Source organism: Paenibacillus sp. FSL L8-0470 (genome assembly GCF_038008625.1).
Taxonomy (GTDB): Bacteria; Bacillota; Bacilli; order Paenibacillales; family Paenibacillaceae; genus Paenibacillus_AQ.
On record NZ_JBBOZM010000001.1, the window covers coordinates 4,774,877 to 4,788,651 of the forward strand.

Annotated in this window: 11 protein-coding genes and 1 pseudogene; 4 read left to right on the plus strand and 8 right to left on the minus strand. The window is 50.6% G+C overall.

The genetic code is table 11. The features are described 5' to 3' along the window. Window positions 1-3: 3 nt before the first annotated feature. The 4 genes from NST99_RS21875 to NST99_RS21890 all read right to left on the minus strand — a co-directional run bounded on the left by NST99_RS21875 (window position 4) and on the right by NST99_RS21890 (window position 6,438). A complete protein-coding gene (locus NST99_RS21875; protein WP_341094333.1) occupies window positions 4-978 on the minus strand; it encodes an aldo/keto reductase in 975 nt (324 codons plus the stop codon). Between the two features lie 146 nt (window positions 979-1,124). Next, the gene (locus tag NST99_RS21880) at window positions 1,125-4,388 is read right to left on the minus strand and encodes an ATP-binding protein (RefSeq protein ID WP_341094335.1); all 3,264 of its coding nucleotides are present in this window, start codon (window positions 4,386-4,388) and stop codon (window positions 1,125-1,127) included. Further along, a complete protein-coding gene (locus NST99_RS21885) occupies window positions 4,366-4,746 on the minus strand; it encodes a response regulator (RefSeq protein ID WP_038594201.1) in 381 nt (126 codons plus the stop codon). The genes NST99_RS21880 and NST99_RS21885 overlap by 23 nt, the downstream gene beginning before the upstream one ends. Before the next feature lie 60 nt (window positions 4,747-4,806). After that, on the minus strand, window positions 4,807-6,438 hold the full coding sequence (locus tag NST99_RS21890) for a GGDEF domain-containing response regulator (protein WP_341094337.1): 1,632 nt from the start codon (window positions 6,436-6,438) through the stop codon (window positions 4,807-4,809). A 222-nt stretch (window positions 6,439-6,660) separates the two neighbouring features. On the opposite strand from NST99_RS21890, the gene NST99_RS21895 reads away from it, so the two are divergent. Beyond that, window positions 6,661-6,930 (plus strand): ACT domain-containing protein, encoded by a 270-nt coding sequence (locus NST99_RS21895; RefSeq protein ID WP_019910116.1) that lies wholly within the window; start codon window positions 6,661-6,663, stop codon window positions 6,928-6,930. 28 nt (window positions 6,931-6,958) lie between these two features. Next, complete coding sequence (locus NST99_RS21900) at window positions 6,959-8,314, plus strand: PFL family protein (RefSeq protein WP_256718062.1); 1,356 nt, start codon at window positions 6,959-6,961, stop codon at window positions 8,312-8,314. Window positions 8,315-8,498: 184 nt separating this feature from the next. Here the strand turns inward: NST99_RS21900 and NST99_RS21905 are convergent, their stop codons facing one another. From NST99_RS21905 to NST99_RS21915, 3 genes are all read right to left on the minus strand, one after another. Next, window positions 8,499-9,365 carry a sigma-70 family RNA polymerase sigma factor gene (locus NST99_RS21905; protein WP_341097721.1) on the minus strand — a complete coding sequence of 289 codons (867 nt, stop codon included), beginning with the start codon at window positions 9,363-9,365 and terminating at the stop codon, window positions 8,499-8,501. Window positions 9,366-9,462: 97 nt separating this feature from the next. Beyond that, window positions 9,463-9,909 carry a carboxymuconolactone decarboxylase family protein gene (locus tag NST99_RS21910; protein WP_341094339.1) on the minus strand — a complete coding sequence of 149 codons (447 nt, stop codon included), beginning with the start codon at window positions 9,907-9,909 and terminating at the stop codon, window positions 9,463-9,465. 125 nt (window positions 9,910-10,034) lie between these two features. Further along, window positions 10,035-11,489 (minus strand): MFS transporter, encoded by a 1,455-nt coding sequence (locus tag NST99_RS21915; protein WP_341094341.1) that lies wholly within the window; start codon window positions 11,487-11,489, stop codon window positions 10,035-10,037. 160 nt (window positions 11,490-11,649) lie between these two features. Between NST99_RS21915 and NST99_RS21920 the strand changes: the two genes are divergently transcribed. Next, a complete protein-coding gene (locus NST99_RS21920) occupies window positions 11,650-12,075 on the plus strand; it encodes a MarR family winged helix-turn-helix transcriptional regulator (protein WP_341094343.1) in 426 nt (141 codons plus the stop codon). 125 nt (window positions 12,076-12,200) lie between these two features. On the opposite strand, the gene NST99_RS21925 is transcribed toward NST99_RS21920, so the two are convergent. Further along, a complete protein-coding gene (locus NST99_RS21925) occupies window positions 12,201-12,845 on the minus strand; it encodes a DUF1796 family putative cysteine peptidase (protein ID WP_341094344.1) in 645 nt (214 codons plus the stop codon). Window positions 12,846-13,001: 156 nt separating this feature from the next. Between NST99_RS21925 and NST99_RS21930 the strand changes: the two are divergent. Next, window positions 13,002-13,507, plus strand: a pseudogene (locus NST99_RS21930) (YbaK/EbsC family protein). Window positions 13,508-13,775 lie beyond the last annotated feature (268 nt).

Genomic DNA, 13,775 nt, shown 5'->3' on the forward strand with positions numbered 1-13,775 from the left:
GGTTTACCAGGCGTAGGCCTCCGGAGCCGGACGTCCCGGTCCCGGGAATATTTCATCCAGCTTCTTCAGCGTGACTTCATCCAGAATGATCTCAGTCACGCGCAGCGAATCCTCGAACTGTTCGATAGTTCTCGGTCCGATGATGGGCGCAGTCACGGCTGGATTCGCCAGCACCCACGCCAAAGCTACCTGGTCCTCATGCTCGCCAAGCTCCTTGCAGAGGGCAGAGAACTGCTCCAGCTGGCTGCGGTGCTGCTCCAGCTTGGCGGAGCGGGCGCTGCGCACACCGGTCTTGGCCAGCGCGTTGCGGCCGAGCAGACCGCCCGCAAGCGGACTCCACGGGATGACGCCAAGTCCCAGTTCCTGCGATGCCGGCAGCACCTCAAGCTCCGGCGTCCGTTCGAGCAGATTGTACAGATGCTGCTCGGAGACCAGGCCCAGGAAGTGGCGCGCTTTCGCCTGCGCCTGAGCATGTGCGATATGCCAGCCGGCAAAGTTGCTGGAACCGATATAATCCGCCTTGCCCTGGGAGACCAGGATTTCAAAAGCACCCCATAACTCTTCCCAGGAAACATTACGGTCAATATGATGCATTTGGTACAGCTCAATATGATCGGTCTGCAGACGTTTCAGCGAGCCCTCGAAATGTCGTCTGATCTTATAAGCGGATAACCCCGAACCTGAATTGGGACCGTCCTGCTCATCAAGCATGTCATTGTAAACCTTGGTCGCCAGCACCACCTTCTCGCGCCGTCCGCCCCCCTGCTGAAACCAGCGTCCGATAATCTCTTCGGTCCAGCCGCGCCGTTCCTGGCCGCCATAGACATTCGCAGTATCAAAAAAGTTAATGCCGGCATCCAATGCGGCATCCATGATCCTGAAGGCGTCTTTCTCCCCGGTCTCCGGGCCAAAATTCATCGTGCCGAGACATAATTGGCTGACCTTTAAACCCGATTTTCCCAAATAACTGTACTTCATTGCAATTCCTCCCTTTCATCCCTGTATGGTTGTCCGCATTCCCTCCCACTATAAGCCTTAGAGTCCACTTTAAGGCAAGCTTTTTTTCAAGAAAAAAAACAGGCCTTTTGTGCATGGCCTGTTCTTGCTGCTCCAAAATAATTCTCCTATTCCCCATCATGACCGCTGTCCGGAAACAGCACTTCTCCAGTTCCCTGTTCAATCGCTATGATTTCCTGCAGGGTAACCGACAGATCACCAGGGGGATAAGGTTTGGTCAAATACTTCTGAACATTGTTCATCAGACTTTTATCTGTTTTGTCCAGCGCCGAGGAAATAACTATCGGAACGTTCGCTGTCCGCTCATCATCCTTCAGCATGCGGATCAGGTCCCAGCCATCCAGCTCATCCCCCAGCATCAGATCCACGACAATCGCTACAAAAGGTGTTTTCAGTGCCTGATCAAACGCCTGCTGTGGATCATAATGATGTGTCACCCGGAAGCCTTTGCCCTTCAGTTCCTCCGACAGCAGCAGGGAAAGACTGTAATCATCCTCTACAATCATTACGTTTGGCTTCGCTTCCTTCTCCGAATTCCATTTATAAGGCTCATCTTCATGCCGGCTGCCGCTATGATTCAGAACCGGAAGACTGAACCATACAGTGGTGCCTTCGCCTTCCACCGAATCAATGCCGATCGCACCCTTCTGCTTCTCAATGATTTCCTTGCAGATGGCCAGGCCTAGACCTGTTCCGCCGATCCGTTTGGATGCGCTGTTGTCTACGCGTCTGAATTTCTGGAACAAATGGCCGATCTGATTCTTAGGAATCCCCAGCCCGTGATCCTGGATCTCCACAACAATCCGCTCGGGTTCATTATGCAGCAGCACCTTGATCTCATTGCTGTTCGGTGAGAACTTGATCGCATTGCTAAGCAGGTTGGTCAGTACCTGGACAATCTTGTCCTTGTCCACTTCCACCTCTGCATTCCGCGCTGCATCCTCCAGCAGAATATGGTGGGTGCCACTCAGTTTGTACTGGTCAATGACGCCAAGGACAAGCGAGCTCAGATTGACAGGCTCGGCATTGTACTGCTGGGTGCCTGACTCCATCCGCTGCAGATCCAGAAAATCATTGATCAGATCGGTCAGCCGGTGCGCCTCCCTATGAATGGTCTCCAGATATTTCAGCTGCTTCTCCGGCTTCATTGTTCTGGATAACAGCAGCTCTGTGAAGCCGAGCACACTGGATAACGGTGTCCGCAGCTCATGGCTGACCGTGCTGACCAGTTCGGATTTCATCAGATCCAGCTCATATTCCCGGGTAATGTTCCGGTGCACAAACAACGTACCGAAGCGGATCTCACGGCGGAATACCGGAATAGCATATACCTCCACATGTTTCATCGCTTCCGTGCCAATGGAATATTTGATCGTGCTAGAGTCAAAAAATGTTTCGGACATCGCCGTTTGGTAGAACAGCCGCAGATCATCCTGCTCATTGGCCCTGTGGATGAAATGTTCTGTCCAGCGTTCCTTAAGGACTACTTCCCCTTCAGTCCATTCATCGTACCCGAACAGCTGGCCAAGGGCTTTATTCATCTGCAGCATCGTTCCGTCCATTTGGACAAACTGAATTCCTTCATTGACGTTATTGACAATGTCCCTGTTCAGCATCCGGCCATCTTCTATTTCTTCATACATGAACAGCCGCTCAATGGCCAGCGCCACCCGGTTCATCATGCCTTGAATCTCGTCGGTTTCTTCTTCGCCAAAGGAATGTCCGATCCGGGTACCGCAGAATACAGCCAGCACCTCATCATCAGCATTGATAACCGTTGTGTAGTAATCATAGGAATATATGCCTTCTGGAGAAATACCCTGCTCCCGTAAGGATGCCGGACGTTTTGTAATATAGGATTTCTCCGTTTGCATGCGGAACAGCATATCATTATTATCACTATCAAGATAACGTTCCACATTCTCAAGAGGTACGCCTTTAACGACAGCAATTTTGTCTTTGACCATCAGGAAAAAGCTCGAGTCGAACGCATATTGCTCATTCATAAACCGGATAAACTTTTCGGCGAACTCCTGCTTGTCCAGAGTATAGGTAATGTCATGGTTAAGCTGATTGCTCCGCTCCAGCAGAATCTTGGTTTGTTCCGTCTTTTTCAGGGTATCCGCCAGCTCCTGCTGCACACTTTTCATGGAAGAAATATTGTTGGCGATGAGAATGTACTGGTAGACATGGCCTTCATCATTCAGATAAGGCATCGCCGTCAAATGCAGCCAGATCACCGAACCGTCCTTGGCCCGAATCTGAATCTCGTCGCTCCATACCCCGCCCGTGGTCAGCTTGCGGAGAATTTGCTGCGCCTGATCACCTGAAATATTATAGAGCTCGAACAGCCTGAAGGTGTAACCGATGATCTCCGGGTTCTTATACCCCGTATACTCGCTCAGATTCTCATTAGCATAGGTGAATATGCCTTTGTTCGAAAGAATAGCGACTGCGGAGGACTGATCCAGCGCCTTCATCATGCTCTCGATCTCGCTTAAAGACCGTTCCAGCTTAAACTGCTGATCCTGAAGCTCATCCTGCTGCGCATGCAGTTCTTCGTTCTGCATCGTCAGCTCTTCTTCTTTGTCCTGTATGCTTCTCGCCATATTCAGGAATGCTTCATAGAGCCGGCCGATTTCATCCTGCCGCTGAAGCTTGCTTAGCAATACAGACCGGCCTTCCGCAAGCGAAATCGTTGCCTCTTCCAGCTTCACGATCGGATCAATGAGAACCTTTAGAATCCTCCAGATCATCAGGGTGAATAGAAGCAGCAGGAAGCTGCTTAATACGAACGCCGCAATGGTAAACCTATTAGCTTGCTTAATGGAATCGGCAGCCATTTCGTTCAATTGTGCATCTGAACGCGCTTTGTATTGCTTCGTGTATGAAAGGAATTTATTTACCGCCTGGGTGTTGCCATCCTGTGCCAGCGCCCGCAGCGCAACATAATTATCTTGCTCAACCAGAGCGATCGCCTTAGGCAGCGTAACCTTTTGATAATTTTGACTGTATGCCGTCAATTGGTCCTTGAACTGCAATTCTTCCGGGGACAGCTTCAACAGGGAATACGTATTAAGGACTTCCCCCAGCTTCTGCAGCGCTTCATAGGCGAGCTTCAGCTCATTATCATTTTTCAGCGCCGTGTAGCCTCTCACCCGAAAAAAAACATCATTCAGTGTTGTTGCCAGTTCATTGATCGTCTCCGCCTTGTTCTGCAGCACTTCACGGTCATGGCTCAACTTGTTCTGCTGAGAAGATATATAGAAGAACAAGAGCAGGCCAGTCAGTACGATGAGAACAAATAAGCCTGAAATAATGCGGAAATATTTATCTTTGATGCTCAAATTAACGAATTTTTTTCTTTTCACCAAGGATACCCTCCACGATCTGCAGGAGCTCTGTCGGACTAAACGGCTTAGGCATGAAATAACGCGCGCCCGCCTCCCTGGCTCTGCTCCGGTCCATTTCCTGCGCCTTGGCGGTCAGCATCATTATCGGCGTGGAGTTCTTCATGTCCTCGTCCAATTCAGACAAAACTTCAATACCGGTCATTTCCGGCATCATATAGTCCAATATCACCAGATCGTAGAGATCATCTGATAGCTTGGCAAGTGCCTCAACCCCATTTTCAGCGGTACGAATCTCCACATCTTCGAGGTCCTCCAGCGTATCTTCAATCAGCATGCGCAGAACATCTTCATCATCTACTACAAGTACTTTTTGCATCTTTCTCTCTCACCTTTCAATGTACCCTAAACCATTATCAGCGTTTCAGCGCTAAATGTTTCAGAACAAAAATCTGTGGGCCAGCCGTTCAATTCTAATGAGCAGCTCCGGCAAGTGAAACGGCTTAATGACATAATCGTCGGCGCCCATTTGCAGGGCATGTATAATATCCCGCTGGTCGTTCCGCCCGGTCAGCATGATCACGAGAATATTCACTTCCGGATAACTGCCGCGGATCCGCTCAAGCACCTCCAGCCCATCCAGCTCCGGCATAATACCATCAAGCAGGATGATAAATTTCTCCTCGGGAGCATACCAATCCGACTGGAGAAACTGCGGGCCGTTAGAATAGCTGCTTACTTTCACTTTGGCAATGCTCTCCGGCTCCCAAGCTTGGAACTGATGGGTCACTATTCTGCGGATCAGCGGATCATCGTCGACGATGATGACATTCAGAACCGACTCCAGCTTACCTGCCGGCAAATGCTCGTCATACAAAGTGGTCTGGTTTCTGCCGGCATGTTTGCTGGCATACAGCGCCTGATCTGCTTCATCAATAAGTTTATCGGCATTGAGGTGAGATTCCGTTACCTCTGTGATCCCGGCGGAAAAGGAAACATTAAATCGTTCATTTTTGGCCCAAAACTCTTTCAAAGAGAACTGCTGCTGAATCCGCTCGATGACAAGCATGGCCGATGCGGCATCGGTATTGGGCATGAACAGGGCAAACTCTTCACCGCCATAGCGGCAGAATGTATCCTCCACCCGGATTGATTTCTGTACCAGCCCGGAAAAAGTCTGAAGCACCTCATCTCCGACCAGATGGCCGTAGCTGTCATTCACATGTTTAAAGTAATCCAGGTCCATAAGCGCAAGCGAAAATGTCCGCGCGGTCCGCTTGAAATCGGAGATCAGCTGCTTCATCGTTTGATTAAAATATTTGCGGTTAAAAGCCCCGGTCAGCTCATCCACGATTATGGATTTTTGCCATTCAAGCTTCAGCTCAAAGCGGTTCTTAATGAGTACCAGGAACAAATCAATATCTACAGGCTTCGGAATATAATCCATCACCCCCAGCGAATAGGCATACATCTGGACATCCTTGGAATGTTCACCGCTGACGATAATAATCGGAATACGCTCTTTCTTCGCCTTGCCGATGATTTGTTTCAGGACATCAATCCCGCTCTGATCGGGCAGCAGGATATCCAGCAGGATCATGTCCGGCTTACTTTCATAAAAAATTTTGAGTCCCCGTTCGGCGGATAATGCAATACTCACAAAATAGGACTGCTTCTCCAGCGATTCCCTTAAAAAGGCTACAAGCTCTACATCATCATCAATGAGCAGAATTTCGTATTGCTTCTTGCCGTCAGGCAACATTGCCGCTTGCAAACCCGGGACAGGTATTGCTGAGTTCATCAATTGCTCATCAAAAAGCCCCAGCAAAGGATACAAATAATCCCCCCACTCGGCCTCTGTCCAATTTTTATAAGATTCATCCGAGAAATAAAGCAATGTGCTGCCGGCATACTCCTCCACCAGGTGAAGGCCTACCGTTCCGGCCGTGCCCTTTAAATTATGCAAAAAGCGGTAGATTTCCTTTTCCTCGACGTCTGGCTGTTCCGACCACTTTTGCAGGGTTTGCCTGGTACGCTGCTCAACCAGCTCTTTGTATTTTCTAGTTGTCATGGTTACTCCTTCAGACGATCATGTCAATCTATTAGTTGATCATATATTTTTAACACTGTCAACTGTATTCTAATGAAATTAGGGCATAAGATCAAATTTATGATCAGACTGACAAAAAACCTTTGGTTGATGACTACAACATCATTTGCAATAATAAATGCAACGGTTCATTCCGTTAATGCGGCGGATGAACAGAGAATAGATAAATAGGAGGCTTTTTCATTGAAGGGGATTATAACAGTACTGGGAAAAGACAAAGTAGGGATTATCGCCAAAGTCTGTACCTACCTTGCAGGCCACAATCTGAACATTCTCGACATTTCGCAGACGATTGTGCAGGACTATTTCAACATGATGATGATTGTTGATATTTCTGCGCCAAGCAAGTCCTTTGAAGAGATTGTGGAGGACCTGCAGCAGGTGGGCGAAGAAATCGGCGTTGAAATCAAGCTCCAGCACGAGGACATTTTCAATATTATGCACCGCATTTAGCTAGCAGCGAAAGGAAGAGATAGGGATGATTTCACTTGTGGAAGTGCAGGAAACGAATAAAATGATCCGCGAAATGAATCTGGATGTCCGCACCATTACGATGGGAATCAGCCTGATGGACTGTGCCCATACGGATTTGCGGGTGTTTAACCAGAATGTGTATGACAAAATCACCCGGTCCGCTGAGAAGCTGGTGAAGACCGGGGAAGATCTGGAGCGGCAATTCGGCGTACCGATTGTCAATAAACGGATCTCCGTCACCCCAATCTCCATTGCAGCCGGTTCCGTGCATACGGATACTTATGTTCCGGTTGCCGAGATTCTGGACAAGGCGGCCAAAGAGGTGGGCGTCAACTTTATCGGCGGCTTCTCGGCGCTTGTGCAGAAAGGCTGCACCAAAGGCGACCGGATTCTGATCGACAGTATCCCAGAAGCGCTGGCTGTGACGGAAAGAGTCTGTTCCTCTGTGAATGTAGGCTCCTCGCGCAGCGGGATCAATATGGATGCCGTGAAGCTAATGGGCGACATCATCCTCCAGACGGCGGAACGCACCAAGGACCGTGATTCCATCGGCTGCGCCAAGCTGGTTGTCTTCTGCAACGCCGTTGAGGACAACCCCTTCATGGCCGGAGCCTTTCACGGCGTGGGCGAGCGGGAATGCGTGATCAACGTTGGGGTCAGCGGCCCTGGTGTCATCAAGCGCGCACTGGAAGAAGTAAAGGGCCAGGACTTTGAAACGCTGTGCGAGACGATCAAACGAACCGCCTTCAAGGTGACCCGTGTAGGACAGCTTGTTGCACAGGAAGCCTCCAAACGGCTGGATGTGCCGTTCGGCATCATTGATCTGTCGCTGGCACCCACCCCTTTGGTCGGTGACTCCATCGCCGAGATTTTCCAGGTTATGGGTCTCGAGGAAGCCGGAGCACCCGGCACCACGGCAGCGCTTGCCATCCTGAACGATAATGTCAAAAAAGGCGGCGTCATGGCCTCCTCTTATGTCGGCGGACTTAGCGGCGCGTTCATCCCGGTCAGTGAAGACCATGGAATGATCCAGGCTGTTCAGCGCGGTGCGTTGACGCTGGAGAAGCTCGAAGCGATGACCTGTGTCTGCTCCGTCGGCCTCGACATGATTGCCATTCCGGGCAGCACCAGCAAAGAAACCCTCTCCGGCATTATCGCTGATGAAGCCGCAATCGGCATGGTCAATAACAAGACAACCGCCGTCCGCCTGATCCCGGTTATCGGCAAGGAAGTCGGCGAGATGGTCGAATTTGGCGGTCTGCTCGGCTACGCCCCGGTGATGGCCGTGAATCCTTTTAACTGCGCCGGGTTCGTGAACCGGGGCGGACGTATTCCCGCTCCAATTCACAGCTTTAAGAACTAATATTCCAAGTGGAAACGGCATCCGCCGTCCTCAAAAGGACGGTATCCGTTTCATCGAGAAATAGAAGGATAATTTATAGCGTGAAGCAGATAAATTCTTATATTTGCACAAAAGCGCCGCCTCACCTCATAAGGTGGGCGGCGCTCTTTTTGTAAACCAACCGGGTGATAGAACAGTTCACGGCTTAGAAGACATGACCCAGCTTTTCCGGTCCTACAACCAGATAGAAGCTCTGAATCTGCTCCCCTTCCAGCACCAGACATAGCACGGCTTTAACCTCGCCATCCTGCCTGAATACCAGTTGGTCTTCGCCGTTGACGGTTTCTACAGACGGCTCCAATTCCCGCAGCCGGTTCAGCACCCGGCGCGAGGTCAGCAGCGCCAGCACTCCCTTGCGGCCAACCATCGGCCTAAGGATCGTATGGACATCCTGGCCGCCGCCGTCGGCAATAAGCACGGGATGATCGGACAGCAGTTCCAGCATCGCACTGACATCATAAGCGGTAAAAGCCTCGGTAAAGCGCCGCAGCAGGCCAGACCTCGCCATTCCTGTCCCGGACCCGGCCATGGCTGCAGAAGGCTCGGCCTGAAGCGTGCGCTTGGCCCGGCTAAAGATTTGCCGGCAATTGGCTTCCGCTTTGCCCAGCATTTCTGCGATATCCCCATAATCGTACTGGAAGGCTTCACGCAGTACAAATACCGCCCGTTCAGTGGGCGACAGCCGCTCAAGCAGCACCAGAAACGCATACGACAGCGTATCCTTACGTTCCGCTGCGGCTTCAGGTCCGTCATAAGGCTCGCTTACCGGCTCAGGCAGCCACTCGCCGATGTAGGTCTCTCTACGGCTGCGCGCCGAGTTCAGCATATTCAGGCAGCGGTTGGTAATGCCTTTTGCCACATAGGCCTTCATATTGTGAATGCCGGTCCGATCACGCCGCTGCAGCTCGGCGAAGCAATCCTGCACCGCATCCTCCGCATCAACCGCTGTTCCGAGCATCCGGTAAGCTATGGAGAAGGCGTAAGCCTTGTAACTGAGAAACAGCTCCTCCATCCCCGGTGCTTGAGTTGCAGTTAACTTTGTGCCGGTCTCGTTGCTTTGTGGTTTCAACGGCACTTCCCCTCCTACTCCTGATGTTATCCTCAGCGACTTAGAGGACAGCTCCCGGATACATTCCTGTAGAAATCGCTAACCGGTTCCAGCAATTGATCGTATTGATCGCCATAATCCAATCAACAAATTCTTCTTCGCTGAAATGCTCCCGGACCTTCTCATATACATCATGGGGCACGCCGGCTTCACTGATATGTGTGACAGCTTCGGCAAGCTCAAGCAAAGCTCTCTCTTTATCCGTAAAGATCGGTGCCTCGCGCCATACCGTGACCAGCAGCAGTTTGTCCTGATAATCCCCCAGCTTCAGCAAATCCTTGGCGTGCATATCCAGACAGAAGGCGCAGCCGTTCAGCTGAGATACCCGTATTTTGACCAGTTCAGTCAGGAGCTTATCGCTGCCCCGGCCTGCGGTATGCTGCTCCAGCGACATCATTGCCCGGAAAGCGGGCGCGTTCACTTCTCTGTAATTGAATCTCAAACTCATCATAATCTCCTCCTCAATGTGTTTACAATACTGTAGACAACCGGGCGGATTATTTTGTGACAGCAATCTCTATTTTTTGTGAAAAAAGGTGTGAAAGCGCCTATGGCTTGTCTTAGCCGGTCTACTTAAGCTGCCGCTCTCTTGTCTCTTCTTGCCGTGATCAGCCGCCAGCCGGTAAGCAATGCCGAAACCAGACAAATTGCCGAGGAAGTCATGAATACAACATGCATCCCCGAAAGGAAAATATCCGGACGGCCCGGAACCAAATCGGTTACCCGATGCCCTGCCTTGCTGCTCATCACATTAAACAGGATGGAGGTGGCGATGGTGATGCCGACAACCATGCCCACATTGCGGACCAGCGAGTTGACACTGCCTGCGGAACCGAGCTGTGTCCGCGGCACTTTGGACATGATAAGTGAATTGTTGGGCGATTGGAACAAGCCGCTGCCGACACCGAGCATCGCGATCCACAATCCGACCAATAGCACAGAGCTTCCGTCATGCAGCCGGGCCAGCCCAAACTGGGCGATAACCATCACGATTAATCCGGCAAAGGTCAGGAACTCGGAACCGATCTTATCGGACAAGGCTCCGCTGACCGGTGAAACCACCACCATGCAGATCGGAAACAGCATAAGCAAAAATCCGGCGTAAAAAGGCGACAGATTCAGCATGTTCTGCGCATAGAACGGGGCAATGATGTTGAAGCAAAAGTTGGCCACGAACACGAGAAACGCGCACAAAATGCTGAGTGAGAATAAGGGGTTCTTGAACAGCGACAGCTGCAGCAGCGGCTCCGCGCGGCGCAATTCCACGGTAATAAAAGCAATAAATGCAGCAACTGCGATGAGCAGCGCCGTGAGGATGCGGGCATCCCCATACCCAAGCTGCTGCCCGAGCAGCAATCCGGCAAACAGCGTTAGGATAAACACCGCGAACAGCATGCTTCCGGGAATGTCGATTTTCGATTTTACCCGTACCAGATCCTTAGGCAGAACCTTCCATCCAAGCACGACGGCAATCAAGCCAATCGGAAGGTTTACCCAGAAAATATATTCCCAGCCCAGTGTTGAAACAATAATCCCGCCCAGACTCGGTCCGGCGATACTGCCCAGCGATACGAAGGTGCCGATAAGCCCCAGCGCTTTGCCCCGCTCTGTAGCCGGGAAAATATCCGTCACAATCCCCTGGCTGTTCGCCATAGTCATGGAGGCCCCGATCGCCTGAATCACGCGCGATATTATAAGGAACGGCAGACTTGTGCTCAGACCGCAGAGCATTGAGCCAATGATAAAGACGATCGTGCCGATTTTGAAAATCCGGATCTTGCCAAGCATATCTCCAAGCTTCCCGAAAAGCAGGATGACTGCGCAAATAGCCATCAGATACCCTGTCGTTACCCATTCAACCTGAGCCACCGGCAGGTTCAGCTGCTTCACCAGCACGGGCAAGGCAATATTGACAATACTTCCATCGAGCGTTGACATAAAGGTAAAAAGATTTAAGACGATCAGGATAATCCAGCGTTTCTTCTGGATGGCGGCATCATCCTGATAGGTTGCGGCAATGGAACTCATAACTAACACCCTCTTGAATCAGTTTTTAGAGATAGTTGCACGCGCAACTATCAGACATTCCCCAGTGTACCGCAAATTAGTTGCGCACGCAACGACTTTGTTGTAATATTTTGAACAGATAAAGGGGTGCAACAGCATTTAACCTAAAGAGGTGTCATTTTTGAAAAAAGAACCGATTGGCAAGTTGATTTCCAACCTTCAGCGTCAAAACCAGAAATATTTAGCCCGGGAGTTGGCTCCTTATGGGATCGGCAGCGGCGGGCAGCACAGCTTTCTTAAGCTGATCCTTGGCCAGCCTGGAATTACCCAGGATCAAATGACAAATGAGATGAAGTTCGATAAAGCAACAACCGCCCGGTCCGTCAAACATCTTGAGCATTTGGGTTATATTGAACGGAGAACCGATCCGAAAGACCGGCGCTCTTCGCTACTGTATCCGACCGCTAAGACACTTGAGTTCGCACCGGTATTTCAAGCTATAATGGATGAACTTAACCGCAAGCTTTCGGCCAATTTAACGGAGGAGGAAGCAGATCTATTGGTTACTCTGCTCCAAAAGATCAGCATAAATTCCGGAGAGTTGTGAATCGGGGAAGGGAGGATTGGATGGTCCAGGGCAAAGGGCTGGGCTTGTCCGATTAACAGCAAAAGGAGGAAGCAGTCGCCACGATGTGCTGTCCTCAGAACTTATCAATTCACTCGCGGCAGGCTTTATCTCAGACTAATACCCTCCAGAATATAGTCCCAGGTCTCATTATCCCCGGCCCGGTTCGGAATGCTCAGTGAACTGATGCCGGGGAGTCCCCATTCGTTATCAATCACTGAATCCAGTCCGTCCACTCCGTTTACGATCAGCATATGGAAGGTTCCCAACGTTAACGAGCCCAGCGCTTTTTGAAGCTGCAGTGACTCTTCATAAGTACTTCCCCAGCGGATGAACAACGCCTTCCGGCTGACAATCAGCTGATCCAGCAAGCGCTGGCTGCACATGTCGATTTTATCCTTAAAGCCCGGATACACGGAGCCCCACTCCTGCTCCTCGAGAATAGGAAAATCATGAACGGAAATCACATAATAATAGTAATCTTTTATAAAATACGATCGGACCGGCATTACAACTTCATTCTCCACGAAGACATCATCCCCTTCGTCCGGCACCTCATTCGGCAGCTCCATGTATTCCGGGAATCGTCGGCTGAGCAGTAGGTTCACATCTGTAAGGGATAACGAAACGACCCAGTCCAGAGGCGATGAAAAAGTCCTTAACCCCCTTCTGCGCAAATGCGCTGCCGGTTCGCAAGAGCTTCCCAGGCATACAATGCAATCATAAGCCCCCTTGATCTCCTCAAACCTCATCTGTCCTCACCTCTATCCTGTTTTTGTATTATTTAATGCCCTTGAGCCAAAAATGCTTGGATGCTAGATTAGGAATGTTTTGCCCATTCATAAAAAACAAGTTAAAATGTAAACCAATATGAAAAAAAGTGAACTTTCAGAAAGGAAGCAAGGCTCATGTCGATTGTAAGTGTAAAAGAACATTTCCGTACGTTTAACAAAGAGCAGGATGTACTGGAGTTCGCCACTTCCAGCGCTACCGTAGAGATGGCGGCGGCGGCGATTGGGGTAATTCCTGCCCGTATAGCCAAAACCTTGTCCTTCCGTAGGGTAAAGACGATGCCATTCTGGTCGTTGCTGCAGTAGACGCCAAGGCCGACAACAAGAAATTCAGAGAAGTCTTCGGTTTCAAGGCGAGAATGCTCATTCCCGATGAAGTTCTGGAGCAGACGGGTCATGAGATCGGAGGGGTTTGTCCATTCGGCCTCGCCCGGGAGCTTAAAGTTTATCTGGATATTTCCATGCAGCGCTTCGATACGCTGTTTCCGGCCTGTGGCAGCACCAATTCTGCGATAGAGCTGACCTGTGATGAACTAGCCCTGTACTCTAAAAGTACGGACTGGGTGGACGTGTGCAAAGACTGGGATGTGCCGCCACTGTCCGGGGACGGACAAGCCTTATGAAGATAAATCCGGCCAAGGGCCACACATCGCCATCGCAGTAAGGAGCAGCGGGAGAATATTCTTTTCTGGTTAGACGAAATGGTTTGGACAACACAGAAGGCCGGATTTCCCTGATGGGAACTCCGGCCTTCTGTCTGTTCGGGCGCTACGGGCAGCGGAAGCATTTTTTCACCGGGATCCGAGCAATTACAAGCTGATGAGGATACTCACAGCGGCTTATCAACCTGTGAAGTAGCACGTACTCATAGTTACCTGCTTTCTTCAATGT

Excerpts from the sequence above, each read along its gene's own strand:
- NST99_RS21875 (WP_341094333.1), bottom strand. The coding sequence starts at position 978 with ATGAAGTACAGTTATTTGGGAAAATCGGGTTTAAAGGTCAGCCAATTA.
- NST99_RS21885 (WP_038594201.1), bottom strand. The coding sequence starts at position 4,746 with ATGCAAAAAGTACTTGTAGTAGATGATGAAGATGTTCTGCGCATGCTG.
- NST99_RS21890 (WP_341094337.1), bottom strand. The coding sequence starts at position 6,438 with ATGACAACTAGAAAATACAAAGAGCTGGTTGAGCAGCGTACCAGGCAA.
- NST99_RS21905 (WP_341097721.1), bottom strand. The coding sequence starts at position 9,365 with ATGGAGGAGCTGTTTCTCAGTTACAAGGCTTACGCCTTCTCCATAGCT.
- NST99_RS21910 (WP_341094339.1), bottom strand. The coding sequence starts at position 9,909 with ATGAGTTTGAGATTCAATTACAGAGAAGTGAACGCGCCCGCTTTCCGG.
- NST99_RS21915 (WP_341094341.1), bottom strand. The coding sequence starts at position 11,489 with ATGAGTTCCATTGCCGCAACCTATCAGGATGATGCCGCCATCCAGAAG.
- NST99_RS21925 (WP_341094344.1), bottom strand. The coding sequence starts at position 12,845 with ATGAGGTTTGAGGAGATCAAGGGGGCTTATGATTGCATTGTATGCCTG.